The following is a 24,148-nucleotide window of genomic DNA, read 5'->3' on the forward strand; positions in this document are numbered from 1 at the left end:
GCGTAATCCGGGATCGGGCTTCAATCGAGACTTTCCCGGATTGCGCTGCGCTCCATCCGGGCTACGAAACGACGTAACTACAGCCCGCCCATCTTGCAGACGAGCTTCCACTCCTCCGCCGTCACCGGCTGCACCGACAGGCGCGAATATTTCACCAGCGCCATATCCGCGAGCTTCTTCTCCGCCTTGATCGCGACCATCGTCACCGGCGTCTTCAAGGGTTTGTCGGCCTTGATGTCGACGCAGACGAATTTGCCGGTCTTGTCGGTTGGATCGGGATAGGCCTCCTTGATGATCTCGGCGATGCCGACGATCTCCTTGCCCTCGTTGGAATGATAGAAGAACGCCTTGTCGCCCTTCTTCATGTTCACGAGGTTCTGACGCGCGGTGAAATTGCGCACGCCGGTCCAGGCCTCGCCCTTGGCGCCCTTCGCAACCTGCTGGTCCCAGGACCACACCGACGGTTCGGATTTCACGAGCCAGTACGCCAAGCTTATTCCTCTGCCTTGAAGGGGCGCGTCATCAGCGCCGAGATCGCGGCATCGATCGTGCTTCGGCCGCTCAGGATCGATGCGACCGCCTCGGATACCGGCAATTCGATGTCTTGCGAAGCCGCGAGCTCGATCAGCACGGGGGCGGTGAACTCACCCTCGGCGAGCTTGCCGGCGGGCGGCTGCTCGCCGCGTCCGAGCGCGAGGCCGAGCGCGAAATTGCGCGATTGCGGGCTCGAGCAGGTCAGAATGAGATCACCGAGGCCCGACAGGCCGGTGAGCGTCTCGCTGCGTGCGCCGAGCGCACGGCCGAGGCGCGTCAGCTCGGCAAAGCCGCGGGTCGTGAGCGCCGCCTGCGCGGAGGCGCCGAGCTTGCGCCCGACCGCAATGCCGACCGCGATCGCCAGCACGTTCTTGGCGGCGCCACCGATCTCGACGCCGCGAATGTCGGTGGAGTGATAGGGGCGGAATGTCGGCGAGCCCAGCGCCTGCACCAGGCTGCTGGCGAGCGCCTCATCGCTTGCCGCCAGGGTCACTGCCGTCGGCAGGCCGCGTGCGACGTCGTCGGCAAAGCTCGGCCCCGACAGGATCGCCGGCCGCGCGTGCGGCGCGGCCTCGGCGATCACGTCGGTCATGAACTTGTGGGTGCCGTGCTCGATACCCTTGGCGCAGGCGACGATCGGCACCGCTTTCGTGATGTGCGAGGCCAGCATGTTGACGGCACCGCGCAAATGTTGCGCCGGCGTCGCGATCAGCAGCATGTCCGCGCGCGCGGCGAGCGCCAGCTCGCCCGTCACCACGATCTCAGGCGCGATGCGCACGCCCGGCAGCCGCGGGTTGTCGCGCGTCGATGCGATCCGCGCGCCATGCTCGGCATTGCGTGCCCACAGCGTCACGTTTCGCCCTGCTCGCACCGCCACCGTCGCCAGCGCCGTACCCCAGGCGCCTGCGCCGATCACTGCGACGGATTGGAACGCGGCCATCCCTAGAATCCCGCCCGAGTCTTGCCGTAGCCCGCGGGCGCCGTCGCGTTGGCATCGAGCAGCCAGCGTGCGCGCGGCTGCGCGTCCATCGTGTCGGTCAGGCCGAGCGCCAGGCGCTCGGCGCCGGCCCAGGCGATCATGGCGCCGTTGTCGGTGCACAGCGCGGGCGGTGGCATGATCAGCTGCGTCCCGGCCTGCCTCGCGACATCGTCAAGCGCGCCGCGGATCGCCTGATTGGCGGCGACGCCGCCGGCGGCGACCAGCGCGCGCGGCGCGCCGAACTGCTCGCGGAAAAGCTTCAGGCCGACGCTCAGCCGGTCGGCCGTTGAATCGAGCACGGCGGCCTGGAAGCTCGCGCAGAGATCGTTGATGTCCTGCGGCATGAGCTCGGCCAGCCGGCTCGCTTCGGTGCGCACCGCCGTCTTCAGCCCCGACAGCGAGAAATTGGCATCGGGGCGCCCCTGCATCGGCCGGGGAAACGCAAAGCGCGTGGCGTCGCCGCCTGCCGCCGCGCGCTCGACCTGCGGGCCGCCGGGATAGGGCAGGCCCAGCATTTTCGCGACCTTGTCGAAGGCCTCGCCGATGGCGTCGTCGACCGTGGTGCCGAGCCGCACATATTGGCCGACGCCGGTGACCGCGACGATCTGGGTATGGCCGCCGGAGGCGAGGAAGAGGCAATAGGGAAATTCGATGCCGTCGGTGAGACGCGGCGTCAGCGCATGCGCTTCGAGATGGTTCACCGCGACCAGCGGCGTGTCGTGCACCATCGCGATCGCCTTCGCGGTGGTGAGTCCGACGATGACGCCGCCGATCAGCCCGGGCCCCGCGGCCGCCGCGACGCCGTCGAGCTGAGCATACCCGATGCCGGCCTCGTTCATGGCGCGCTCGATAATCCCATCGAGCACGTCGACATGCGCGCGCGCGGCGATCTCCGGCACCACGCCGCCGAAGCGGGCATGCTCGGCGATCTGCGACCGCACGATGTTGGACAGGATCTTGCCCTTGCCGTCGGCCGCGCGTTCGATCACGGCCGCGGCGGTCTCGTCGCAGGTGGTTTCGATGCCCAGCACCAGCATTGGCGAATTGTTATCCAATTTGCGCCCTTGCGCTCATCCATAAAGCAGAGTTCTGGTACGTCCGGTAGCATCCCGGGGTCGGCTTGCGCAATCGTCACGCGCAGCCGTTCTGGTCAATGCGTCACCGCCAAATGGTCCGGGAACAGCAGCGATGTCCATTCTTGTCACACGGCCGCATCCCGACAATGCGGCGACGGCGGACAATCTGCGCACGCGCGGGCATGCGGTACTGCTTGCGCCGGCACTCAAGCTCGAGCCGGTCGCCTTCCAAGGCGAGAGCGAAGTTTCTTATGATGCCGTTCTCGTCACCTCGGCCAACGCGATTCGCGCCATAGCGCCGCAATTGCCGGACCTCGGTCTGCTGGAGCTACCATTGTACGCGGTCGGCGAACATACGGCTTCAGCGGCGCGAAAGGCTGGTTTTGCCGAGGTGATCGTCGCCGGGGGCGACGCAGCGTCCTTGCGCGACAAGGTGATGCAGAGCGCGTGCGACAAGGTGCTGAAGAAAAACAGCACGCTGCTGTATCTCGCCGGCGCGGATCTGTCGCGCGACCTCGGCGGCGAGCTCGGCGCGGGAGGTTTCCGCGTGGTGACGCAGACGACCTACCGCATGGCGCCGGTGAAGCATCTGCCGCGCGAGGTGTGCGAGGGCTTTGCCGCCTACGGGATCGAGGCGGTGCTGCACTACTCCCGGCGTAGCGCACGTGCGTTCCTAGATGCGGCGCGGGACGAAGGTGTCGAAATTTCGGCGCTAGCGATCCCGCATTGCTGCCTGTCCGAGACCGTTGCGGGCGTGCTGCGCGATGCCGGCGCGTCACAGGTTCTGGTGGCCGCAACGCCGGACGAAACTGCCTTATTCGACACCTTGGAGCGTGCGTTGCGGACCCGTTTGGCGTAAAGGTCGGGCCGAATCCGACGCAATCTAATCCATCCCTGGTATGGAAGTGTGAGGAACCGTCACGATGGCCGACGACAAGCCTGAAGACGCTGGATTGGCGCCCGATCCGGGTCGTGCCAAGCGCACCCCGCCCACCATCGACCTCGAGGCGACGGAAGTCTCGACCCAGCCGCAGCAGGTCGCGGGCGAGCCCGAGGCATCCGAGCACGTCGCGCAGGAGCCGGCCAGGGTGGAAGAGCCCGGCTCGGAACAGGTCAAGGCCGAGCCTCAGTCCGAATCGGCAGAGCAGCAGGCCTCCGCGGCGGCGCCTGTATCGGCGCCGATTTCCCCCTGGATCATTGCGCCGTTCTCCGGCGTTGCCGCGGCTGCGGTCGTGATCGCAGTCGGCTGGATGCTGGGCTGGCCCGCGGTGCAGGCCCCGCCGGCCGCGCCGCAGGTCACCAGTGCGACCGTCGATGCGCTGAGCGGACGCGTTGCCGCGGTCGAAGCCAGAGCGGCGAGGCCCGCGGCTGATCCGGCCCAAGTCGCGCGGATCGACGCGTTGGAGAAAGCGGCGAGCGCACTGCGCGGCGACATCGCCAATTTGCGCGCACAGTTCGACAAGACGGCGAGCGCGCTGAACGATGCGAAATCCGCAGCCCCGAGTGCCGCGCCCGATCTTGCCGCGCTCACCGACCGCATCGCTCAGCTCGAGCGCGCGAGCAAGACCGAGCGGGCCGAGCTCGCGCAGCAGGGCGAGAAGATCGCCGAGGCCAAGACGATGGACGACAAGCCGCTCCGCTACGTGGTGGCGGCGTCCCTGCTCGACGTTGCCGTTCGCCACGGCGATCCCTATCAATCGCAATTGGCGGCGGCGCGGTCGCTGGCGACCAAGCCCGATATGCTGAAGCCGCTCGAGGCGTTTGCATCGTCCGGCATCCCGACATCGGCGGCGCTGAGCCGCGAGCTCCTCAATATCGTGCCGAAGCTGTCGCCGCCGGCTGAAGCTCCGTCGAGCGAGGCCGGCATTGTCGAGCGGCTCCAGGCGGGCGCGTCGAAGCTCGTGCGGATCGAGCGCACCGATGGCGTCGGCAACGATCGCGGCGCTATCGTGACGCGCGTCACGGCGGCGGCGCTCCGCAGCGATTTCGCCGAAGCGCGGCGCGAGCTGAAGACGCTGCCCGAGGCTGATCGCGCCCCGGCGCAGGCCTGGCTCGACAAAGCCGACGCCCGCGACGCCGCGCTCGCCGCGTCCCGCAAATTCGCCGACGATGCCATGGCGGATCTCGCCAAATCTACTCAATAAGATTCGCGCAACAATCGGCGCGTATAGGGATCGACCATGCTTCGCATCGTCCTCTTTCTCGTCTTGATCGCACTGGCGGCGGCCGGCGCGGCCTGGGTCGCCGACCAGCCCGGCGATCTCGTCCTGACCGCGGGCAGCTTCCGCATCTCGACGACGCTGCCGAGGTTCGTGTTCTTGCTCGGCCTCTTCGCCGCTTCCGTCGTGCTGGTCTGGAGCATCCTGACGATGATCTGGCGCATGCCAGGGCGCTTGCGCCGACGCCGTCATGACAAGCGCCATGCCCGCGGCCGTCATGCCATCACCCATGGCCTGCTCGCGATCGGCCACGGCGATTCCGCGCTCGCGCGCCGGCACGCCGAGGCGGCGCGGCGGCATGCACCGAACGATCCGCTCGCGCTGCTGCTGCACGCGCAGTCGGCGCAGCTCGAAGGCAATCGCGACGAGGCGCAGCGCGTCTTCCGCGCCATGGCCGAACGCGAGGATATGCGGCTGCTCGGCCTGCGCGGTCTCTTCATCGAGGCGCAGCGCGCCGATGATGCGGTCGGCGCCGTGATGATCGCGGAGGAAGCGATCAAGCTGTCGCCGTCCGCGACCTGGGCCTCGCACGCGGTGCTCGGCTTCCGCTGCGCGCGCGGCGACTGGAGCGGCGCGCTCGCGATCCTCGATTCGAATCTGTCCGCGGGCCTGATCGACAAGCCGACCTATCGCCGGCAGCGCGGCGTGCTGCTCGCCGCGCGTGCGCTGGAGCTGGAAACGATGGACCGCGACGTCGCGCGCGAGAGCGTGATGGAGGCGGTCAAGCTCGCGCCGACCCTGGTGCCGGCGGCCGTGCTCGCGGCAAAATTCGAGAGCGAGGCGCATCAGGTGCGCCGCGCCATGAAGATGGTCGAAGCCGCCTGGCTCGCCAATCCGCATCCCGATCTCGCGGATGCCTATGCGCATGTGAAGCTCGGCGATTCCGCATGGCACCGCTTGCAGCGGGTGGAAACTCTCGCCGCGAAGACCCCCGCCGACAAGCCCGGTTATGTCGAAGGGCAGCTCGCGATCGCGCGTGCTGCGATCGAGGCCTCGGAGTTCGCCCGCGCACGCGAGGTGCTCGCGCCTTATCTCAAGGATCCGACCCAGCGCGTCGCGCTGCTGATGGCTGAGATCGAGCGCACCGAGCATGGTGACGGCGGCCGCGCCCGCGCCTGGACCTTGCGCGCGGTGCGCGCCCGGCTCGATCCCGCCTGGACCGCGGACGGCTATGTCAGCGACCGCTGGCGTCCGGTCTCCCCGGTCACCGGCCGCCTCGATGCGTTCCAGTGGCAGGCGCCGGTCGCGAGCCTGCCCTCGGACAAGGGCCCCACGCTCGAATCCTCGGCCTTCGAGGAAGCCATGCTGGCCGCTCCGCCGCCGAAGCGGGTGACCGCCGCTCCCAGCGAAGCCGCGGTGGAACCGCCGGAGGTGGCCCCGCTGCCGGCACCGGCCGCGCAGGACAATTCACCCCCTCAGGCCAAGGACGCCGCGAAGGAGGCTACCAAGGAAGTGGCCAAGGAGACTGGGGAGCAAACTGCGAAGGTCGACGAGCCGGTCGTCACGCCCGCCGAGCCGGCGAATCCGGCTCCGGCGCCCGCCGAATCATCGCCGCCGGCGCCGACGCCGGTCTTCCGGACCCGCGCCGACCTCAGTAAGCCCACCTCGGCGCCGACCCAGACCGTCATCCCGATCGTCCGCGCACCGGACGATCCCGGGATCGACGACGACGGCCCAAGCGACGAATTTACGGAACAAATCGGCACGCCCAAAGCCCAGGCGGGCGGCTGGCGCGGATTCTGGTCCCGCTGGGGCGCGTGAGCGGTATTTCGCCTCCCGCTTGTCCTTGCCAATTCGGGCCATGCCCGATATCAGGGGCGCGCGTATCGGGGCCGGCATTGCTTTGGTCCCGGCAGGTTCGCCGCAATAGCTCAGTCGGTAGAGCACGTCATTCGTAATGACGGGGTCGGGGGTTCGAATCCCTCTTGCGGCACCAGCGCCCCGGTTCATCCGATCCCCAAGCGCCTCCGATCGACCAGGCATCAGGCTCGCTCAGCTGCGTGATCGCGATCACATAATCGCAGCCATGGCTCCCCTACCGTCCGTCACGCCAACACGGGGAGACCTCACATGCGCAAGATCATTCTGATTGCCGCCATGCTCCTGGCTTCTGCCTCCGCCCAGGCAGGCGGCTCCCGCGGCCTGTCGCTCGCCGCGGCAGACGAACAGACCTCCACTCCGCAAACTGCGACATCGGCGAGCACCGTGACCACGCACGTGAGCGAAGCCGCGCCGGCCACCGAGGCTCCGAAATATTCCGATCGTCCGCCGGCGGTGTCGCTCTCCGCGCCGGCTGCGGTGAGCGCTCCGACGGCGACCGCACCTACGACGGCCGCGCCGGTCATGACGGCCAAGCCCGCATCTAAGAGCGCAGCAAGGTCAGACAAGCCGAAGCCCAAGCGCAGCTGGACCGAGCGCCGCATCATCAGCGAACTGCATCGCCACGGCATCTATTGGTAGGCCGCAGACCAGTACCCCGATCTCGCCGTCATGCCCGGGCTTGACCCGCCTGCGCGGCCGAAGCCGCTTCGGCGCGGCGAAGGCCCGGGCATCCACGTCTTCGCGCCTGACTCAGAAACGTGGATGGCCGGGACAAGCCCGGCCATGACGCAAAAGTTTGGATTTAGCGCGGTTACTGCGAAATTGTTTGCACCACGCTCGCGATCGGGCGCGTGTTGGTGCCTGCGGTCGGCACCTTCATGTCCTTCATCAGCGCCTCGTCATATTCCGGCAGCGTCTGGAGGCTCGTCTTGGCCTTCATCTGCACGACCTTGTAACCGCCGGCCTTCAGCCGCGCGAGCAGCGTCGGCAGGGCGAGGCCCGTGTTCTTCTGGAAGTCGTGCATCAGGATGATGCCTTTGCCGAGCTTGTCCAGCCTCGTCATCACGGTCTCGACGATCTTCTCCGGCGTCGCGCCCTTCCTGAAGTCGAAGGAGTCGATTTCGGTCGAGAACATCGCGACGTTGCGGGTGCCGAAATAGCTCACCATCGCCGGATTATGCTGAAGCTGCGGAAAGCGGAAGAACGGCGCCGGATTGGTGCCGAGCGCGAATTTCACCGCGCTGAAGCCCTTCTCGACCTCGTCCTTGACCTGCTGCTCGGTCAACTTCTTGCTGTTCAGATTGACATGCGACCAGGTGTGCGTGCCCACCGTGTGGCCCTGGGCCAGCACCTGCTTCAGGATCTCCGGATGGTAGGTCGCGTGCTTGCCGACCGAGAAGAATAGGCCCTTGGTGCATTCGTCCGCGAGCGCCTTCAGCACCGTAGGCGTGTTGACCGGCCACGGACCGTCGTCGAAGGTCAGCACGACCTCCTTCTCGGTCAGGAAGTCGAACTGCTTGAAATGCTCGAAGCCGAAGCCGGGGCCGCCCGTCGTGTCGATCTCGACGACGCGGGACACGCCCAGCGCGTTCGGATTGGCGCAGGCCTGCTTCGGCTGCATCGGCATGACCGGCACGGGGGCAGGTGCTGGAGCTGCAGCGGCCGGCTTGGCCGCGACGGCCGCGGTGGTCTCGACGTCGTCCTTGGCGGCGAGCTTCGCCTGTGCCGGCAATGGGTCGGCGGCACGGGCGGCAACTGTCTTGGGAGCGCCCTGGTCGGCGCGCGCGGAATAATAAAACCAACCGCCGGCGGCGATCACGACCGCCGCAACTACACTGGCCAGCATCAGGCCCAACGCATTACGCATCGCTACTCTTTCCAATTACGCAACCAAACCGGCGGAATTTCCCGCGCGACGAGCCATTAATGCGAAGTAAGAGTTAACGTGACACCAACACGACAGCGGTTGCGAAGGAATTTCAGTGGGCTGCGTCTGAGTGACTGAGATCACAGAGGACGGGTCTCCCGTGAGCGTCATCACAGTGGAAACGGTTTTGCCGGAGCATCGTAGCTCCCATCGACAACGGGCCCCGCTGTGGCGGCGCCAATGGGAGCTTCAAATGACCAAGTCGTTTACCGGCAAGATCCGCGACACCAGCCTGGCCCTGGGTTTTGCCGCCATCGTCTCGATCGCTTCGACGGGCGCGAGCTTCGCCTTCTCGGCCGAGGCGCAGCAGATGTGCACGGGCGATGCCTTCCGTCTCTGCTCGGCCGAGATCCCCAATATCCCGAAGATCACCGCGTGCATGATCAAGCATCGCTCGGACCTCAGCGCCGGCTGCCGCGCGGTGATGGACAAGACCCTCGCCAAGGGCGCTTCGCGCAAGGTCGCTGACGCTCAGGACACACAGTAATCAAGACGCCGGCGGTTGCGCCGGCAGCTCCCCTCGCCATGTCCCCCGGCATGAAGCCGGGGTGATGGCGGCGGCGCGCTGCAGCTAGTCAACAAAGCCGTTGCAGGTGCGGGATCGTCGCACTAGCTTCGCCCGCGTCTTTCCGGGTAAGAGGCAATTGCGCAATGACCAGACTGCTTTTCGTTATTTACTTGCTCCTGTGCGCATCGAGCGCCTCCGCGCAACAGCAGCCCGGCCATGATGCCTGCGCGCGCGACGTAACGCGCTTCTGCCGTCCCGTAATGAACAATGGCGACGGTGCCGTGCTCGCCTGCCTGAAGCAGAACCGCACCCGCCTCAGTAAGGGCTGCGACAAGGTGCTGACGGATCATGGGCAGTGATCGTCATTCCGGGGCGCGCCGTTAGGCGAGAGCCCGGAATCCATCGGGCGGCAAACTCCTGAGAGAAATGGATTCCGGGCTCGCGCTTCGCGCGCCCCGGAATGACGAAAGACCTACGTACTGCTTCCCGCCGCGGTCGCGACCACCGGCAGCACCTCGCTGTTGGCGCGGTCCGGCGTATCGTCCTTCCAGCGCACCGAACCGAATGGGCGCTCCAGCATGCGGCGGATCCGCACCGGCTCGGGACCGATGTGGAAATCGATCGCCTGCTGATGCAGCGCGCGTTCGGACTGGGTCGCCCGGTTGCGCTGACGCAAATAGTCGAGCCAGGTCGGGCAGTGATAGCGCTCGGTCCACAGCTCGGGGTCGGCGATGTCGCGCGCGATCGACCAGCCATAGGCGCCATTGCGTTGGCGGGAGAGCTGCACATCCTGCATCACGTTGTGGAACGCGCGCGCGTTCTCTTGCGCGACGCGATATTCGATCTCGACCACGAGGGGCCCGCTGCGTCCGGTCAGCGACAGCTTCACTTCGGGATCGGCCAGCATGTCCGCATCCTCGTTGCGGGCGCCGACGCGCGGCATCGTAAGCCAGATGCCGAGCAGCGGCGAGATCAGCATCAGGCCGGCTGCCGTCAGCAGCGCGATCTCGACGCCGGCATAGTCGGTGAGATGGCCCCAGCCCCAGGCGCCAATCGCGATGCCCCCGGCGATCGCGGCCTGGAAGGCTGCGAGCGAGCGACCAGCGACCCAGCGGGGGGCCGAGAGCTGCACGCCGATATTGAATAGCGCGATCGCCGCCATCCAGACTGCGCCGCCTAGCACCAGCGCGGCCGCCGTCAGCACCGGCTCCGTGCTCAGGGCGAGGGCGGCCATGGCGAAGGCCATCGTGATGGTGCAGGCGCGGATCGCGGCCTCGCCGCTCATGCGCTTGCGCAGTTCGTGAATGTTGAGCGCGCCGATCACGGCGCCCATGCCGAAGGCGCCGAGCATGATGCCATACATCTGCGCGCCGCCATGCAGCAGGTCGCGCGCGACCAGCGGCATCAGCGCCATCACGGCGCCGCCGATCAGGCCCATCACCAGCGTGCGCAACAGCACGATCTTGATCGGCGGCGAATTGGTGATGTAACGCACGCCCGAAACCATGGCACGGTTGAGCTTCTCCCGCGGCAGGCGCGACGCCTCGGTGTTGCGGCGCCAGAGCAGCAGCACTACCAGCAGCGGCAGATAGAGAATCGCGTTGCAGGCGAACGCCGCCACCGCACCGAGCGCAGCGACGATGACGCCGCCGACCGCCGGGCCGAAGCTGCGCGCGATGTTGTAGCTGATGCCGTTCAGCGCCACCGCGGACGCCAATGCCTCGGGCGGCACTTGTTCGCTGACCGAGGACTGCCAGGCCGGACCGAACAGCGCATTGCCGCTGCCGACGATGAAGCAGAAGGCGAGCAGCAATTCCGGGGTGATCAGGTTGAAGCCGGCCAGCACGGTGAGCACACTCGCGCCGATCAGCGCGATCGACAGCGAAATCACGCTGACGATGCGACGGTCATACATGTCGGCAATGGCGCCGGCCGGCATCGAGATCAGCATGATCGGCAGCATGAGCGCGGTCTGCACCAGGGCCACCTTGTCTGCCGAGGCCGCCATCTGCGTCATCGCCCAGGCCGCACCCACGCCCTGGATCAGGAGGCCGAGATTGGAGAGCAGGCTGGCGAGCCAGATCCGCCGGAACACGGTGTACCGCAGGGGCGCAGTGATGCCGTCGGCGGCCATTTTCGGGCGGTTCGGCTGCTCGGTCATATCCCCTTCCATGTCGGATGGCAGAAGTGGTTGTGGTGATTCCGGCCAATTCAGTGATGCCCGCGAAAGTCCTTCGCTGTCCAGTGCTTAGGCCGGTATAAGCAGTGCAAAGAGCTAGGCTTGCCGGGAGGAACTGATGAAGCTGTCGCGACGGACGATCTTGCAAGGGGCTGCGAGCGTGCCTTTCGCACTTGCGAGCTTGCGGACGGGCGCGCTGGCCCAGACTCCGCCTGCCGCCGCGCCCGGCACGGAGCTGCCGCCGATTCTGTTCGTCCACGGCAATGGCGATTACGGCGCGCTCTGGATGACGACCTTGTGGCGGATGGAGTCCAATGGCGTTGCACGGGATCGCATGATGGCGATCAATTTCACCGATCCCCTGGCGCGCAACGACGACAAGGTCGAGCAGGCGGGCCGCTCCTCGACCGAGGACCAGCGCCGCGAGCTCGCTGCTGCGATTGCTGAGCTGAAGCGCCGCACCGGCGCACCTCGCGTGGCTCTGGTCGGCAGCTCGCGCGGCGGCTACGCGATCCGCAATGTCATCAGAAACGGCGGCGCCGGGGATGTCAGTCATGCCGTGCTGTGCGGTACGCCCAATCACGGTGTGTTCGCGACCGACGACCAGCCCAACAACGAGTTCAACGGCCGCGGCAGGTTCCTGCGCAGCTTGAACGAGGGCGAGAGTGAGGTGACGCCGGGAGTCGCTTTCCTCACGCTGCGCAGCGACGGTCTGGACAAATTCGCGCAACCCGATGGCCGCTTCATCGGCAAGCCGGGCACGCCGACCAATGTCACCGCCCAAGGGCCGGAGCTGAAGGGCGCCACCAATATGGTGCTCGGCGCGCTCGACCATCGCGAGGTGGCGTTCCACCCGCGCGCGTTCCGAGAGATTTACAAGTTCATCGCGGGGCGCGAACCTGCGCGCATCGCGATCGTGCCGGAGACCAGCGTGAGATTGAGCGGCCTCGTCACGGGCACGCCCGGCGGCGTGCCGACCAATCGTCCGGTCGCGGGTGCAACCGTCGATGTCTTCCGTGTCGATCCTGATACCGGTGAGCGCAAAGGTGGTGCGCTGTACAGCTCGAAGACCGGCGCCGATGGCCGTTGGGGGCCAGCGCAGGTCGATCCCGCCTGGTCGCTCGAATTCGTGCTGACCTCGCCGGATGCGCCGACGACGCACATTTACCGCTCGCCCTTCCCGCGCTCGTCAGAGGTCGTGCATCTGCGGCCCGCGCGGCCGCTCGGGCCTGCCGACAAGGACGCTGGCGCCGTCGTGATCATGTCGCGCCCGCGCGGCTATTTCGGCCTGCCGCGCGATGTGGTGCTGCTCGATGGCAAGGAGCCGGCCGACGTCAAGCCGGGCGTGCCCACGGATGCGGCAGCAACCCTGCGGCTTCCGGCCAGCGAGGTTGGACGTAACATCGTGGCCCAATTCGGCGAAGAACGGATTGTGACACGCGCCTGGCCTGCGTCCGAGAACCGGATTGCCATCGCCGAGCTGACTTACTAGCTATTTACCTGCGTCCCACTTGCGGGAGAGAGCCATGAATATCGCCAGCGTGCGTCGGCCCATCATCCCTCCGGCTCCCCCGCGGGCGCCCGACAATATGTCGTTCTACGCCCGGCTCGCGGTCATCAGGCAGAACATGATCGCGACCTGGGGGCAACGCGCCTATGAGGAAGAGGTCATCCCGGGCCGCTTCATCTTCCGCAACAGCTTCATCCTGAACCAGCCGGACGCGATCCGGCACGTGCTGCTCAGCAATTACGAGAACTACACGCGCACGCCGGCCGGCATCCGCATGCTGCGCCCCGTGCTCGGCGACGGCCTTCTGATCGCGGAAGGTCATTCCTGGACGTTTCAGCGCCGCACGCTAGCGCCGGCCTTCACGCCGCGCGCGACCGCAAACCTCGTTCCGCACATGACGGCGGTGCTCGACGAGACCATCGCCAAGCTGGACGCGCAAACCGGCGAGCCGGTCGACCTGCGCGCGATCATGCAACGCATGACGCTCGAGATCGCCGGGCGCACGATGTTCTCGTTCGGCATGGACCAGCACGGCGCGACCCTGCGCAACTTCATCATGGAATATGCCGCGCGGTTGGGACGTCCCTATTTCCTCGACATGGTGCTGCCGGTGTCCTGGCCGAGCCCGATGGATTTCGCCCGCGCCCGTTTCCGTAAGCGCTGGACCGAGTTCGTGGCCATGCTGATCGCCGAGCGGCGTAAGGCGGGCAAGAAGGACGGTGCGCCGCCGCGCGATTTGTTCGATCTCATGGACGAGGCACGCGATCCCGAGACGGGCCAGGGCTTCTCCGACGAGCAGCTGGTCGACGAGGTCGCGACCATGATCCTCGCCGGTCATGAGACCACGGCAACGGCGCTGTTCTGGGCACTCTACCTGCTCGCGCTCGATCCTGATACGCAGGAGGAGGTGGCGTCCGAGACCCGCGGCGAGCATCTCGACAGCATGGCCGACATCGATCGCCAGAAATTCACCCGCGCGGTGATCGACGAAACCATGCGGCTCTATCCGCCGGCCTTCCTGGTCGCGCGTGCCGCGCGCGATAAGGACAATGCGGCCGGTGTCGAGATCAGCAAGGGCGACATCATCATGATCGCGCCCTGGCTCTTGCACCGGCACGAGAAGCTGTGGGATCAGCCGAACGCTTTTATTCCAAAGCGCTTCATGTCGAAGGAGGCGCCGGACCGTTTTGCCTATCTGCCGTTCGGCGCAGGTCCGCGCGTCTGCATTGGCGCACCGTTTGCCCAGGCCGAATCCGTGCTGGCGCTTGCGCGGCTGATCGGCGCATTCCGAATCGAGCTTGCCGACCCCGCGACCCCCGTGATCCCGCTCGGCGTCGTCACCACCCAGCCGGACCATTCACCCCTGTTCCGCATCACGCGTCGGTGACAGGCTCGCGTCTGGCCGCTGGCGTGACCCAGCCTACATAGAGTTCCGCCATGAGCGACATTCAGGCCCAGTTCTCCGTTCTGAAGCAGACCGCCGACCCCGTTGTGGTGGAGGCCATCGCGCAGCTGATCGCCAACGGTCATGATCGCGATCTCAACCGGATCAATGCGCTGGATTTTGCCGACCGGACCGGGCTCGACCAGGAGAAGGTCATTTCCGGCTTCCTGCACGCCTCGCGGCTCGGCCTGTTCGACATGAGCTGGAACGTGCTGTGTCCCGGCTGCGGAGGCGTGCTGGGCGCGCACGCCACGCTGAAGTCGTTGAAGCACGACGACTACAATTGCGCGCTCTGCGCCGCCGGATACGAGGCCTCCGTCGACGAGATGGTCGAAGTGGCCTTCACCGTCAGCCCGCGGGTCCGCCGCATCGGCGCTCATGATCCCGACACGTTGCCGATCTGGGAGTATGTGCGGCAGATGTTCTGGAGCTCAGGCGTCGACATCAACGACGAATCCTTTTCCCGCCTGATCAACCAGGTAACGCTCGAAGCCCTCGAATTGCCCGCCGGCGAGAAGGCGATCCTCTCACTCAATCTGCCGAGCCAGTTCATCATCGTGTTCGAGCCGGTCACCCATTCCGCCCATTTCCTGGACGTTCAGGGTGAGCCGACCAGCGAGCGTCAGCAGCTGTCGATCATGTTCAACAAGCTGGAGGCGCCGACGGGGACCACCGTGATGCGCCCCGGACCGTTGCGTCTCATGCTTGAGAACCAATCGGACAGTCGCGTATTGCCCTCGGTCTGGATTGCCGACCACGCGTTGCACGAGATGATCGGCAAGCGCAAGCCGATCCTGACCGCCAAGCGCATGCTGTCCAACCAGACGTTCCGCGACGTCTTCAAGGCCGACAACCTCAATGTCGACCAGCGACTGAAGATCACGTCCCTGACGTTCCTGTTCACCGACCTGAAGGGTTCGACGGCGCTGTATGAGCGGGTCGGCGATCTCAATGCCTTCGATCTCGTGCGGGCGCATTTTCGCGCGCTGCTGGAGATCATCGCCGCCGAGAAGGGTGCGGTCGTGAAAACGATCGGCGATGCCGTGATGGCGACCTTCGTCAGGCCCGAGCACGCCATTACCGCGGGACTGCGGATGCGCGCGGCGATGGACGAATTGAACAAGCAGCGCGGCGCCAACGACCTCATTCTCAAGATCGGGATCCACGAAGGCCCCTGCCTCGCGGTCATGCTCAACGAGCGGCAGGATTATTTCGGCCAGACCGTCAACATCGCCGCGCGCGTGCAGAGCCTCTCGACCGCACAGGAGATTCACATCACCGGTCCGGTGCTGGACGCTCCCGCCGTTGCCGAAGTGCTCGAGCAGCGCGCGATCAAGCCGATCCAGAAGCAGGCCGCGCTCCGTGGCATCGCCGACAAGATGGTGGTGTACGAGATACCGTGAGGCGGGGGATGCGACTGCTTGCTCCGTCATTGCGAGGAGCCCTTGCGACGAAGCAATCCGGGCCGCCTCCGCGGAAAGATTCTGGATTGCTTCGCTGCGCTCGCAATGACGTTGTGGAAGCGGACGTGCGCCCCACTCTCCATCGTCAAGCCCGGCCATGACGGCAGAAAGCGCGCCCAGATTGCCGAAACGTAATACGCGCGCGGAACTGACGCACGTTGCGCCGGTTGGGTTTCCTGCTCATATAATGCTGGTAACGGCCGCGCTCCTTGCGGCGTCATCAATCTCGGTAGGACCCATGCTCGACGGCTTGCGCCAATTCATCGCCGACATTGTCGGTCCCCAAGCCCAGGACCGCGCATTTGGCGACAGCGATTACCGGCTGGCCGCGACCGCGCTGCTGGTCCATGTGGTCTCGCTGGACGGCCAGCCCAGCGCGGCCGAGCAGCGCAAGCTGCACAGCCTGATCGAAAACCATTTCGGGCTCGACCGCGGCACCGCCGACCGTCTCATCGCCGACGCGACCCAGGTCGAAGGCGAGGCCGTCGACCTCTATCACTTCACCAGCGTCATCATGCGCTCGCTCGATGAAGCGGGTCGCAAGCGAATCGTGCAGATGATGTGGGAACTGGTCTATGCCGACGGAGAGGTCAGCGAGTTCGAGGACAATGTGGTCTGGCGCGCGTCCGACCTGCTCGGCATTGCCCAGCGCGACCGGATCGAGCTGAAGCACGCTGTTGCGGAGCGTGCTGGTGGCCAGGTCAAGGATCGCGCCGTCGGACCTGTCCCCGGCGGATTGCCTGGCCTGCGAGCCACATGACGAAACTTTAATATAAGCCCGGCGGTCCCCCGCTTTGCGGATTCGACTGCAAATACCGGGCTTTCCTGCTTCCCCTGTCGCTCTCACAAGCAGCCATGCTGCCGCCGCCGCTTGCCTGCCGCGCACGGCTTATGCTCTCGTTCTGGTATTGCCGGGGCCACAGAGTTCAATTCAAGAGACTTCGATCGTGACTGAGCGGGTAACGTTGATCACCGGTGCCTCGGCGGGCATCGGGATGGAGCTGGCGCGTGTGTTTGCCGCCAATGGACATCGCCTCGCATTGACGGCGAGACGGGTGGATCGGCTCGAAGCGCTCGCGAACGAGATCGCCGCCAAGGGTGGCAAGAAGCCGATCGTGATCGCCTGCGATCTCGAGGACCCGCATGCCGGTGAGAGGATCGCCGCGGCACTTGCCGCCGAAGGCGTCGAGCTCGATCATCTCGTCAACAATGCCGGCTTCGGCGTGTTCGGCGATGCGATCGAGCGCGATCGCGCCGAGCAGCTCGGCATCGTCGATGTCAATGTCCGGGCCCTGACGGATCTGTCGCTGCGCTTCGCCGATCAGCTCATCCGAAACAAGGGCGGTCTTCTCAATGTCGGCTCGGTCGCAGGCTTCCTGCCCGGCCCCGGCATGGCCGTCTACTACGCGTCCAAGGCCTATGTGATCTCCTTTACCGAAGCATTGCGGGCGGAGCTTGCGCCCCGCGGCGTCCGCGTCACCGTGCTTTGTCCGGGCCCGGTCCCCACGGAATTCCAGGCCCGCGCCGGCGTCGGCTCGCAACATGACACGGCCTTTCTCAACGTCTCAGCTGCCGAGGTTGCGCAGGAGGCGTATCGCGCTCTGATGGCCAACAAACGGGCAGTGCTGCCCGGCCTCGGCAACAAGATTGTGCCGTTCGCGCTGCGCTTCTTCCCGCGCGGCTTCATCCTGGCCGCCACTAGCCGGTTCCAGCGGCAGCGGCGCTGAACGCCGCCGCCCACGTCCGTAGTGGCCCGGAGCTTGCTTCCAGACGTGCGCGTGTGTGCGCAAACTCACACGATGTTAACCATCGCTTAGCTATGCTGGCGGTCTGAACCGATAGCACTCGCAGAGGCCATGTCGTTCCGGACGGACAGGTTTGGTGGCGCAGAGGTGGTCGCCTTCCCACAGAGGGCGGCGAGCGTCGCCGCCGCTGAAACCCGGCTGCCGGTGCTGATCGTCCTGCATCAGGAATGTTCGACACCCGGGCGCGTCGGCAATGCGCTGCGCGCACTCGGCCATCGCCTCGACATCCGCCGTCCCCGCTTCGGCGATCCCCTGCCCGAGACGCTCGATCAGCACGCCGGTGCCGTGATCTTCGGCGGGCCGATGAGCGCCAATGATTCCGACGACTACATTCGCCGCGAGATCGACTGGATCGAAATTCCGCTCCGCGAGCAGCGCCCGTTGCTCGGCATCTGCTTGGGGGCGCAGATGCTGGCGATGCAGCTCGGGGCTCGTGTCGCGCCGCATGCGCAGGCGCTGACGCAGATCGGGTACTACCCGATCAGGCCGACCCTCGCGGGCCGCGCGCTCTGCCCGCACTGGCCGGCGCAGGTCTATCACTGGCATCGCGAGGGCTTTGAGCTGCCTGAAGGCGCCGACTTGCTCGCCGAAGGCGATGATTTCCCGGTGCAGGCATTCCGCACGGGCAATGCTTTCGGCGTGCAGTTCCACCCCGATGTGACCTATGCGATGATGTGCCGCTGGACCACGCGCGGTTACGACGGCTTCAGCGCGCCCGGTGCACGGCAGCGGCATCATCATTTCGCGGATCGCGCCGTCTACGATGTCGCCGAACGCGCCTGGCTCGATCATTTCCTCGACGGCTGGCTGGAGCGCCGGCCGATGCTGGCGCAAGCCGCCGAGTGATCGCGGCTTCGCGCAAGTCCTTCTCCCATCCCTGGGTATGCTAGGCTCGCTTCTAACGAGCGCGTGCCAACGCGTGCCGGCAAACAAGGGAGAGCGTCATGGCCTACGAACACATTCTCTATGAGGTGAGCGACAAGATCGCGACCATCACGCTCAACCGCCCCGATCGCATGAATGCATGGACGCCGGTCATGGACGCGACGTGCGCCACGCTATGGAGGCATCGAGCACCGACGACAATGTCCGCGTCATCGTCCTCACCGGCGCGGGCCGCGCCTTCTGCGCCGGCGCCGACATGGATGCGCTGAAGGGCCTCGATCCCGACGACGTCAGGCGTGCCTCGAACCTGCCGCCGTTCGATATGAATCGCCGGCCGGACTGGCAGACGCGGTACGGCTATTATCCTTCGATCAAGAAGCCTGTGATCGCCATGCTCAACGGCGCGACGGCTGGCATTGGACTGGTGCATGCACTCTATTGCGACCTGCGCTTTGCTGCCGACAATACCGTGTTCACCACGGCCTTCGCGCGGCGCGGCCTGATCGCCGAGCACGGCATCAGCTGGATGCTGCCGCGCATCGTCGGCCACGCCAATGCGCTGGATCTGTTGCTCTCGGCGCGGCGCGTGTCGAGCGAGGAGGCACTGCGGATGGGCTTGGTGAACCGGCTCTGGTCGCCGGAGAAGCTGCGCGAGGAGACCTATGCCTATGCGCGCGATCTCGCCGATTTCGTTTCGCCGAGTGCGATGGCCGTGATCAAGCGCCAGCTCTACGAGGTGCCGTTCCAGACGCTGGCCGAGGCGACGATCGAGGCCAACCGCGAGATGATGGTGGCGCTGAACGGGAGTGATTTCCGGGAGGGCGTGGCGAGCTTCATGGAGAAGCGGCCGCCGCGGTTTACGGGGAGGTAGGGGAGGAGAGATTCCGAGAGAGCCCGGCTTCGCCCTTCGGGCTACGCCGCGGCAGCCTTCGCTACGAAAAGGCTTGCCGAGCCGAAGCTGGCGAAGCCAGCGAAGGCTGGTGGAGCCAGGCGGGATCGAACCGCCGACCTCGTCATTGCGAACGACGCGCTCTCCCAGCTGAGCTATGGCCCCTTTGCTGGCCGCTCTGGTGAACGCGGCCGACAACCGGGCGCCATTTAAGTCCCCGCCAAGGTCAAGTCAAGGACGGGCGTAACCCGGTTTTAGCTCTCAGGGTGCCGACTTCCCTTGTTTGGGCCTGACGGAACCGATATCTAGCAAACGGGGCATCAATCCCGACCGAGCCAGAGTTTTCAAAAGCCAGAGGCCTCATAAGCCATGCGTGCCGTTCTCGACATCGTCATCATCGTGCTCGACCTCTACGTCTGGCTGCTGATCGCCTCCGCGATCCTGTCCTGGCTGATCGCCTTCAACGTGGTGAACACGCGTAACCAGTTCGTGTCGGCGGTGGCGGAGTTCCTCTATCGGATCACCGAGCCTCTGCTGGCGCCGATTCGCAATTTCCTGCCCAGCCTCGGCGGTCTCGACATCTCGCCGATCATCCTGATCCTGATCATCATGTTCATCGAGCGGGTGATCCTGTACTACATCTATCCGAACGTGGTCTAAGCGGGCGGGAGCGCCTTGGTTGCCAACAAGGAGCCTTGTTGTCAGGAGCCTTGCCCTAAGGACCCTTGGCGCTACTCGGCCGCAGGAATCAGCATCGCGCTGCGGGTGACTCCGCGCGGCGGCCGCGACGACATCGACGGGATCGAGCAGCTTTCGGATGGCCGCAGCGTGCTCAAGGTGCGGGTGCGCGCCATTGCCGATGGCGGCGAGGCCAACAAGGCCGTTCTGGCGCTGCTGGCGAAATCGCTCGGCGTGCCCAAGAGCAATGTAAAGCTGCTATCCGGAGCCACGTCGCGGCTGAAGCAGATCGCGGTCGACGGCGATCCGGCGCGTCTCGGCGAAACCCTGCGCCAGCTCACATCGGCCAAACCGACAGATTGAGAGAACGGACATGACCGCTGATATCATCGATGGAAAAGTCATTGCGGCGGAACTCCGTGGCCGCGTCGCCAGCGAGGTCGCCCGCGTCAAGCGCGAGCACAATCTGGTGCCGGGCCTTGCGGTGGTCCTGGTCGGCAACGACCCCGCGAGCGAAGTCTATGTCCGCTCAAAACACACCCAGACCCAGGCCGCGGGCATGGCCTCGTTCGAGCACAAGCTGCCGGCCGACGTCTCGCAGGCAGACCTGCTGGCGCTGGTGGCAAAGCTCAACCGCGATCCCGCCGTGCACGGCATTCTCGTGCAATTGCCGTTGCCGAAGGGGTTGAACACCGAAGCGGTCATCAATGCCATCGATCCCGCCAAGGACGTCGACGGACTGCATCCGAACAATGCCGGCCGGCTCGCCGGCGGCTTCGAGGCGCTGTCGCCCTGCACGCCGCTCGGCTGCATCATCCTGACCAAAAGCGTGCACGCCTCGCTCGAAGGCATGAACGCCATCGTCATCGGCCGCTCCAACCTGGTCGGCCGCCCGCTCGTGCAATTGCTGCTGAACGAGAACGCCACGGTGGCGGTCGCGCATTCGCGCTCGCGCGACCTGCCTGGCCTCGTGAAGAAAGCGGATCTTGTCTATGCGGCGGTGGGCCGGCCAGAGATGGTGCGCGGCGACTGGCTGAAGCCGGGTGCGACCGTGATCGATGTCGGCATCAATCGCATCTCGAAGGAGGACGGCAAGACGCGTCTCGTCGGCGACGTCGCCTATCAGGAAGCGCTTGCCGTTGCCGGCGCGATCACGCCGGTGCCGGGCGGTGTCGGCCAGATGACGGTGGCGTGCCTGTTGGTGAACACGCTCCGCGCGGCCTGCGCGATCGCCGGCCTGCCGAAGCCGGCGGTGTAAGAAAGCTCTCCTGTCCCGGACGCGACGCCGAGCCGGACCCATGGCGCCACTGTGCTGGGCCCCAGCTCAGCAGCGCATCGTTTCATGGGGCGCTGCGTCCGGGGCACGGAAGCTCAGCCCTTCTTCTTCTTCTCGCGCTCGATGCCTTCTTGGATCAGCTGGTGCGCTTCCTCCGGGCCGCCCCAGCGCAGGATCTTCACCCACTTGCCCTTTTCGAGATCCTTGTAGTGCTCGAAGAAGTGCTGGATCTGCTGCAGCGTGATGTCAGGCAAATCGGAATACGACTTCACCTTGTCGTAGCGCTGCGTCAGCTTGGACGACGGCACCGCCAGGATCTTCTCGTCGCCGCCGGCTTCGTCCTCCATGAACAGCACCCCGACCGGACGCACGCTCATGACGGCGCCGGGGATGATGGCGCGGGTGTTGATGATCAGCACGTCGCAGGGATCGCCGTCATCCGACAGCGTGTGCGGGATGAAGCCGTAATTACCGGGGTAACGCATCGGCGTGTAGAGGAAGCGGTCGACCACCAGCGTGCCTGCCTCCTTGTCCATCTCGTACTTGATCGGTTCGCCGCCCACGGGGACCTCGATGATGACATTGACGTCGTGGGGGACGTTCTTTCCAATCGAGACCGCATCGATACGCATTCAAGGCTCCGTTGTTGCCGAGGATAAATCGCGCCCGGCAGCGATTTTGGCGCTGTCATACGCGGGCTTGGCCCGCTGATCCATCGCGTTTTTGTGAAATAATGAATCCGGCGATCACCGGCGCAAGCGGCCTGCGGTATCGACGGATGGGAACGCTGCCCGGCTAGAGTTTCAGCAGCTCAATTGGTCCAAGCGAAGGCAACCTTGTCGAGCGCCTTCGGTCCGAAACGCTCCGACGAGCGCGCCACCATGCGGCCCCCCAGGGCGCGATAGAACTCGGTAGCGGGGTCGTTGTCCGAGAGCGCCCACACCACCATGCTCTTCAGGCCGCTCTGCATCAGGTCGCGGCGGGCGGCGGCAAACAGGCGGCGGCCGAAGCCGAGGCCCTGAAATTCGGGCCGCAGATAAAGCTCGTAGATCTCGCCGTCGAAATGCAGGCTGCGGGCTCGGTTGCGGCCGTAATTGGCATAGCCCGCGATCTTGTCACCGAACACCAGCACGCTGACACGGCTGCCCTTGCGGATCGCGCTGTCCCACCATTGCGGACCGCGGCGGTTGATCAGCTTCTCCAGCTCGGCGCCGGGAATGATGCCCTGATAGGCCGAACGCCACGCTTCGTCATGGGTCGACGCCACCGCAGTTGCATCTGCAGCTTTGGCCGGCCGGACCTCGATCAGGGTTGTGCTCATGGACGCGATCAAACCAAGTCGCCGCGCCGGCGGCAAGACCTATCGTTAATTATCGGTTAACCTGTGGACTTTCTGCATCAGTATTTTGGCCATGTTGTGCCGAAAAAGGACAGGGCCCAATGCTGAGGGCACCGGCGGGCCGTGCCTCGGTGCAAAACTCCTGTTGCGGCAACGAAGGAACGGCGATGGGCACCGCAGAAAGTCCGCCCATGCTGATTCGTTCCTACTAGTGTGGCTGTCGCTGTTCTTGTTCGCCCTCGGCAATTCATGCGGCTCCTCAACACCATCGCGCTCCTGCCTCTGCTGGCCTTGCTGACTGCGTCGCCTCTGTGCGCGCAGGTCGGGTTCGGTCCAACCGGAGAAGAGGGCGAGCCGTTTCGTCGGCAGGCATGGCGCGTGCCAACGCCGGATACCGATCTTGCTGCGCATGCCCTGCTGTTTCGCCCCTCGGGCCCAGGTCCGTTCCGGCTCGCGGTGATCGCACACGCCTCAACGCAGAACACGCTGCGTCGGGCGCAAATGCCGCAGCCGGAATACCGCCCGCTCGCCGCCTATCTCGTCGCGCGCGGCTTTGCGGTGCTGGTGCCGGAGCGGCCCGGCCATGGTGCTACCGGCGGCCGCTACCTCGAGGATCAGGGCGGCTGCGACGAGGCCGACTACGCGCGCTCGGGCCGCGCAACGGCCGACGCAATCAAGCTGGCGCTGGTCCATCTGCAAAAGCAGGACTTCATCCGCAAGGATGGCGCGATCGTGATCGGACATTCCGCCGGCGGATGGGGTGCGCTGGCGCTCGCCGGTGCCGATCCGAAGGTGATCTCCGCCATCACCGTGTTTGCACCGGGACGCGGCGGCCATGCCAATGATGAGCCGAACCGAATCTGCGCGCCGCACACCCTGCTCGCCGCCGCAGCGGAATTCGGCAAGACCGCGCGCATTCCCGTCACTTGGCTTGTTGCGCCCAATGACAGCTATTTCGCGCCAGCATTCTCGCAGAAGCTCGTCGATGCGTTTCGCGGCACGAGCGGCAAGGCCGAGTTTCGCCCGCTGCCGGCCGTCGGCAGCGAAGGCCATTGGATGATCGAAACCGAAGCCGGCGTCAAAGCCGCCAGCGGCGAGCTCGCGCGGGCGCTGAACCCGCCCAAGCCTGTGGCGACCAAGAAGCCATGACGCTGTATTTCCTGTTCAAATTTGTTCACGTCCTCGGCGCCATCGTCATTCTCGGCACCGGGACCGGCATCGCCTTCTTCATGCTGATGGCGCATCGCACGCAGCAGCCGGAGTTCATCGCCCGCACCGCTTCGGTCGTGGTCATCGCGGATGCGATCTTCACGCTGTCGGCCGTGATCCTCCAGCCGGTCAGCGGCGGCGTGCTGATGATGCTGTCGGCGACCTCGATCACGGAGGGCTGGCTGCTGGCCTCACTCGCGCTCTACGCGATTGCCGGCTTGTTCTGGGTGCCAGTCGTGTTCATGCAGATCGAAATGCGCGACCTCGCGCGCAAGGCTGCTGCGCAGCGCAGTGCGCTCCCACAGCGCTATTTCGTACTGTTCCGCCGCTGGTTCGCGTTCGGCTTCCCCGGTTTTGGGGCAACCGTGCTGATCCTGTGGCTGATGATCGCAAAACCGTTTTGAGAG

Annotated in this window: 24 protein-coding genes, 2 tRNA genes and 1 pseudogene; 19 read left to right on the forward strand and 8 right to left on the reverse strand. The window is 65.8% G+C overall.

The features are described 5' to 3' along the window. Nucleotides 1–77: 77 nt before the first annotated feature. From ABIA40_RS30975 to tsaD, 3 genes are read right to left on the reverse strand one after another with little or no spacing between them, the layout of a single operon-like run. On the reverse strand, nt 78–491 hold the full coding sequence (locus ABIA40_RS30975) for an EVE domain-containing protein (RefSeq protein ID WP_271543172.1): 414 nt from the start codon (nt 489–491) through the stop codon (nt 78–80). A gap of 2 nt (nt 492–493) precedes the next feature. After that, nucleotides 494–1,474: an NAD(P)H-dependent glycerol-3-phosphate dehydrogenase gene (locus tag ABIA40_RS30980; protein WP_404545028.1), complete on the reverse strand. Its 981-nt coding sequence runs from the start codon at nt 1,472–1,474 to the stop codon at nt 494–496. A gap of 2 nt (nt 1,475–1,476) precedes the next feature. Beyond that, nucleotides 1,477–2,550 carry a tRNA (adenosine(37)-N6)-threonylcarbamoyltransferase complex transferase subunit TsaD gene (tsaD, locus tag ABIA40_RS30985; RefSeq protein ID WP_404545030.1) on the reverse strand — a complete coding sequence of 358 codons (1,074 nt, stop codon included), beginning with the start codon at nt 2,548–2,550 and terminating at the stop codon, nt 1,477–1,479. Nucleotides 2,551–2,701: 151 nt separating this feature from the next. On the opposite strand from tsaD, the gene ABIA40_RS30990 reads away from it, so the two are divergent. From ABIA40_RS30990 to ABIA40_RS31010, 5 genes are all read left to right on the forward strand, one after another. After that, nucleotides 2,702–3,448 carry a uroporphyrinogen-III synthase gene (locus ABIA40_RS30990; RefSeq protein WP_404545032.1) on the forward strand — a complete coding sequence of 249 codons (747 nt, stop codon included), beginning with the start codon at nt 2,702–2,704 and terminating at the stop codon, nt 3,446–3,448. 64 nt (nt 3,449–3,512) lie between these two features. Beyond that, complete coding sequence (locus tag ABIA40_RS30995; RefSeq protein WP_404545034.1) at nt 3,513–4,733, forward strand: COG4223 family protein; 1,221 nt, start codon at nt 3,513–3,515, stop codon at nt 4,731–4,733. Nucleotides 4,734–4,769: 36 nt separating this feature from the next. Further along, on the forward strand, nt 4,770–6,569 hold the full coding sequence (locus ABIA40_RS31000) for a heme biosynthesis HemY N-terminal domain-containing protein (protein WP_404545037.1): 1,800 nt from the start codon (nt 4,770–4,772) through the stop codon (nt 6,567–6,569). A gap of 99 nt (nt 6,570–6,668) precedes the next feature. Then, nucleotides 6,669–6,744 (forward strand) — tRNA-Thr (locus ABIA40_RS31005). 134 nt (nt 6,745–6,878) lie between these two features. Further along, a complete protein-coding gene (locus ABIA40_RS31010; RefSeq protein ID WP_157285113.1) occupies nt 6,879–7,268 on the forward strand; it encodes a hypothetical protein in 390 nt (129 codons plus the stop codon). 172 nt (nt 7,269–7,440) lie between these two features. On the opposite strand, the gene ABIA40_RS31015 is transcribed toward ABIA40_RS31010, so the two are convergent. Beyond that, entirely contained in the window at nt 7,441–8,496 is a 1,056-nt protein-coding gene (locus tag ABIA40_RS31015) for a polysaccharide deacetylase family protein (protein ID WP_404545040.1), read from the reverse strand. 253 nt (nt 8,497–8,749) lie between these two features. On the opposite strand from ABIA40_RS31015, the gene ABIA40_RS31020 reads away from it, so the two are divergent. Together ABIA40_RS31020 and ABIA40_RS31025 are read left to right on the forward strand one after the other, a co-directional pair. Continuing rightward, a complete protein-coding gene (locus ABIA40_RS31020; protein ID WP_036038816.1) occupies nt 8,750–9,043 on the forward strand; it encodes a hypothetical protein in 294 nt (97 codons plus the stop codon). A gap of 164 nt (nt 9,044–9,207) precedes the next feature. Beyond that, nucleotides 9,208–9,423 carry a hypothetical protein gene (locus ABIA40_RS31025; protein WP_404545042.1) on the forward strand — a complete coding sequence of 72 codons (216 nt, stop codon included), beginning with the start codon at nt 9,208–9,210 and terminating at the stop codon, nt 9,421–9,423. Nucleotides 9,424–9,536: 113 nt separating this feature from the next. On the opposite strand, the gene ABIA40_RS31030 is transcribed toward ABIA40_RS31025, so the two are convergent. Next, the gene (locus ABIA40_RS31030; protein ID WP_271543161.1) at nt 9,537–11,225 is read right to left on the reverse strand and encodes an MFS transporter; all 1,689 of its coding nucleotides are present in this window, start codon (nt 11,223–11,225) and stop codon (nt 9,537–9,539) included. Between the two features lie 136 nt (nt 11,226–11,361). On the opposite strand from ABIA40_RS31030, the gene ABIA40_RS31035 reads away from it, so the two are divergent. From ABIA40_RS31035 to ABIA40_RS31065, 7 genes and pseudogenes are all read left to right on the forward strand, one after another. Beyond that, nucleotides 11,362–12,735: a hydrolase gene (locus ABIA40_RS31035; RefSeq protein WP_404545044.1), complete on the forward strand. Its 1,374-nt coding sequence runs from the start codon at nt 11,362–11,364 to the stop codon at nt 12,733–12,735. A gap of 34 nt (nt 12,736–12,769) precedes the next feature. Then, nucleotides 12,770–14,140 carry a cytochrome P450 gene (locus ABIA40_RS31040; protein WP_404545046.1) on the forward strand — a complete coding sequence of 457 codons (1,371 nt, stop codon included), beginning with the start codon at nt 12,770–12,772 and terminating at the stop codon, nt 14,138–14,140. Nucleotides 14,141–14,190: 50 nt separating this feature from the next. Next, nucleotides 14,191–15,600: an adenylate/guanylate cyclase domain-containing protein gene (locus ABIA40_RS31045; protein WP_036038810.1), complete on the forward strand. Its 1,410-nt coding sequence runs from the start codon at nt 14,191–14,193 to the stop codon at nt 15,598–15,600. A gap of 298 nt (nt 15,601–15,898) precedes the next feature. Then, nucleotides 15,899–16,420 carry a TerB family tellurite resistance protein gene (locus ABIA40_RS31050; RefSeq protein WP_271543153.1) on the forward strand — a complete coding sequence of 174 codons (522 nt, stop codon included), beginning with the start codon at nt 15,899–15,901 and terminating at the stop codon, nt 16,418–16,420. A gap of 187 nt (nt 16,421–16,607) precedes the next feature. Then, nucleotides 16,608–17,387, forward strand: coding sequence for an SDR family oxidoreductase (locus ABIA40_RS31055; protein WP_271543151.1), 780 nt, complete (start codon nt 16,608–16,610; stop codon nt 17,385–17,387). A 129-nt stretch (nt 17,388–17,516) separates the two neighbouring features. After that, entirely contained in the window at nt 17,517–18,311 is a 795-nt protein-coding gene (locus ABIA40_RS31060) for a glutamine amidotransferase (protein WP_271543149.1), read from the forward strand. A 98-nt stretch (nt 18,312–18,409) separates the two neighbouring features. Further along, nucleotides 18,410–19,221: pseudogene (locus ABIA40_RS31065) on the forward strand (enoyl-CoA hydratase). Nucleotides 19,222–19,328: 107 nt separating this feature from the next. On the opposite strand, the gene ABIA40_RS31070 reads toward ABIA40_RS31065, so the two are convergent. After that, nucleotides 19,329–19,404, reverse strand: a tRNA-Ala gene (locus ABIA40_RS31070). A gap of 204 nt (nt 19,405–19,608) precedes the next feature. Here ABIA40_RS31070 and ABIA40_RS31075 point away from each other — a divergent pair. Genes ABIA40_RS31075 through folD form a run of 3 tightly spaced genes read left to right on the forward strand, consistent with a single transcriptional unit; the run spans nt 19,609 to nt 21,175 of the window. Then, nucleotides 19,609–19,899, forward strand: coding sequence for a YggT family protein (locus tag ABIA40_RS31075; protein WP_036002872.1), 291 nt, complete (start codon nt 19,609–19,611; stop codon nt 19,897–19,899). A 15-nt stretch (nt 19,900–19,914) separates the two neighbouring features. Continuing rightward, entirely contained in the window at nt 19,915–20,280 is a 366-nt protein-coding gene (locus tag ABIA40_RS31080; RefSeq protein WP_051056859.1) for a DUF167 domain-containing protein, read from the forward strand. Between the two features lie 10 nt (nt 20,281–20,290). Beyond that, a complete protein-coding gene (gene folD / locus ABIA40_RS31085; protein ID WP_404545049.1) occupies nt 20,291–21,175 on the forward strand; it encodes a bifunctional methylenetetrahydrofolate dehydrogenase/methenyltetrahydrofolate cyclohydrolase FolD in 885 nt (294 codons plus the stop codon). Between the two features lie 113 nt (nt 21,176–21,288). On the opposite strand, the gene ppa is transcribed toward folD, so the two are convergent. Both ppa and ABIA40_RS31095 read right to left on the reverse strand, forming a co-directional pair. Then, a complete protein-coding gene (gene ppa / locus ABIA40_RS31090; RefSeq protein ID WP_036002867.1) occupies nt 21,289–21,825 on the reverse strand; it encodes an inorganic diphosphatase in 537 nt (178 codons plus the stop codon). Nucleotides 21,826–22,004: 179 nt separating this feature from the next. Next, entirely contained in the window at nt 22,005–22,514 is a 510-nt protein-coding gene (locus ABIA40_RS31095) for a GNAT family N-acetyltransferase (protein ID WP_024338772.1), read from the reverse strand. A gap of 267 nt (nt 22,515–22,781) precedes the next feature. On the opposite strand from ABIA40_RS31095, the gene ABIA40_RS31100 reads away from it, so the two are divergent. Together ABIA40_RS31100 and ABIA40_RS31105 are read left to right on the forward strand one after the other, a co-directional pair. Then, entirely contained in the window at nt 22,782–23,681 is a 900-nt protein-coding gene (locus ABIA40_RS31100; protein ID WP_271543138.1) for a S9 family peptidase, read from the forward strand. Then, entirely contained in the window at nt 23,678–24,145 is a 468-nt protein-coding gene (locus ABIA40_RS31105; protein WP_271543136.1) for a DUF2269 domain-containing protein, read from the forward strand. The genes ABIA40_RS31100 and ABIA40_RS31105 overlap by 4 nt, the downstream gene beginning before the upstream one ends. Nucleotides 24,146–24,148: the final 3 nt, after the last annotated feature.

Origin of the sequence: Bradyrhizobium sp. USDA 223 (assembly GCF_044909005.1) — a bacterium.
In the GTDB taxonomy this organism is placed as follows: domain Bacteria; phylum Pseudomonadota; class Alphaproteobacteria; order Rhizobiales; family Xanthobacteraceae; genus Bradyrhizobium; species Bradyrhizobium yuanmingense.

Coding starts and splice junctions, on each gene's coding strand:
- ABIA40_RS30980 (WP_404545028.1), bottom strand. CDS start 1,474: ATGGCCGCGTTCCAATCCGTCGCAGTGATCGGCGCAGGCGCCTGGGGT.
- tsaD (WP_404545030.1), bottom strand. CDS start 2,550: ATGCTGGTGCTGGGCATCGAAACCACCTGCGACGAGACCGCCGCGGCC.
- ABIA40_RS30990 (WP_404545032.1), top strand. CDS start 2,702: ATGTCCATTCTTGTCACACGGCCGCATCCCGACAATGCGGCGACGGCG.
- ABIA40_RS30995 (WP_404545034.1), top strand. CDS start 3,513: ATGGCCGACGACAAGCCTGAAGACGCTGGATTGGCGCCCGATCCGGGT.
- ABIA40_RS31000 (WP_404545037.1), top strand. CDS start 4,770: ATGCTTCGCATCGTCCTCTTTCTCGTCTTGATCGCACTGGCGGCGGCC.
- ABIA40_RS31010 (WP_157285113.1), top strand. CDS start 6,879: ATGCGCAAGATCATTCTGATTGCCGCCATGCTCCTGGCTTCTGCCTCC.
- ABIA40_RS31015 (WP_404545040.1), bottom strand. CDS start 8,496: ATGCGTAATGCGTTGGGCCTGATGCTGGCCAGTGTAGTTGCGGCGGTC.
- ABIA40_RS31020 (WP_036038816.1), top strand. CDS start 8,750: ATGACCAAGTCGTTTACCGGCAAGATCCGCGACACCAGCCTGGCCCTG.
- ABIA40_RS31025 (WP_404545042.1), top strand. CDS start 9,208: ATGACCAGACTGCTTTTCGTTATTTACTTGCTCCTGTGCGCATCGAGC.
- ABIA40_RS31030 (WP_271543161.1), bottom strand. CDS start 11,225: ATGACCGAGCAGCCGAACCGCCCGAAAATGGCCGCCGACGGCATCACT.
- ABIA40_RS31035 (WP_404545044.1), top strand. CDS start 11,362: ATGAAGCTGTCGCGACGGACGATCTTGCAAGGGGCTGCGAGCGTGCCT.
- ABIA40_RS31040 (WP_404545046.1), top strand. CDS start 12,770: ATGAATATCGCCAGCGTGCGTCGGCCCATCATCCCTCCGGCTCCCCCG.
- ABIA40_RS31045 (WP_036038810.1), top strand. CDS start 14,191: ATGAGCGACATTCAGGCCCAGTTCTCCGTTCTGAAGCAGACCGCCGAC.
- ABIA40_RS31050 (WP_271543153.1), top strand. CDS start 15,899: ATGCTCGACGGCTTGCGCCAATTCATCGCCGACATTGTCGGTCCCCAA.
- ABIA40_RS31060 (WP_271543149.1), top strand. CDS start 17,517: ATGTCGTTCCGGACGGACAGGTTTGGTGGCGCAGAGGTGGTCGCCTTC.
- ABIA40_RS31075 (WP_036002872.1), top strand. CDS start 19,609: ATGCGTGCCGTTCTCGACATCGTCATCATCGTGCTCGACCTCTACGTC.
- folD (WP_404545049.1), top strand. CDS start 20,291: ATGACCGCTGATATCATCGATGGAAAAGTCATTGCGGCGGAACTCCGT.
- ppa (WP_036002867.1), bottom strand. CDS start 21,825: ATGCGTATCGATGCGGTCTCGATTGGAAAGAACGTCCCCCACGACGTC.
- ABIA40_RS31095 (WP_024338772.1), bottom strand. CDS start 22,514: ATGAGCACAACCCTGATCGAGGTCCGGCCGGCCAAAGCTGCAGATGCA.
- ABIA40_RS31100 (WP_271543138.1), top strand. CDS start 22,782: ATGCGGCTCCTCAACACCATCGCGCTCCTGCCTCTGCTGGCCTTGCTG.
- ABIA40_RS31105 (WP_271543136.1), top strand. CDS start 23,678: ATGACGCTGTATTTCCTGTTCAAATTTGTTCACGTCCTCGGCGCCATC.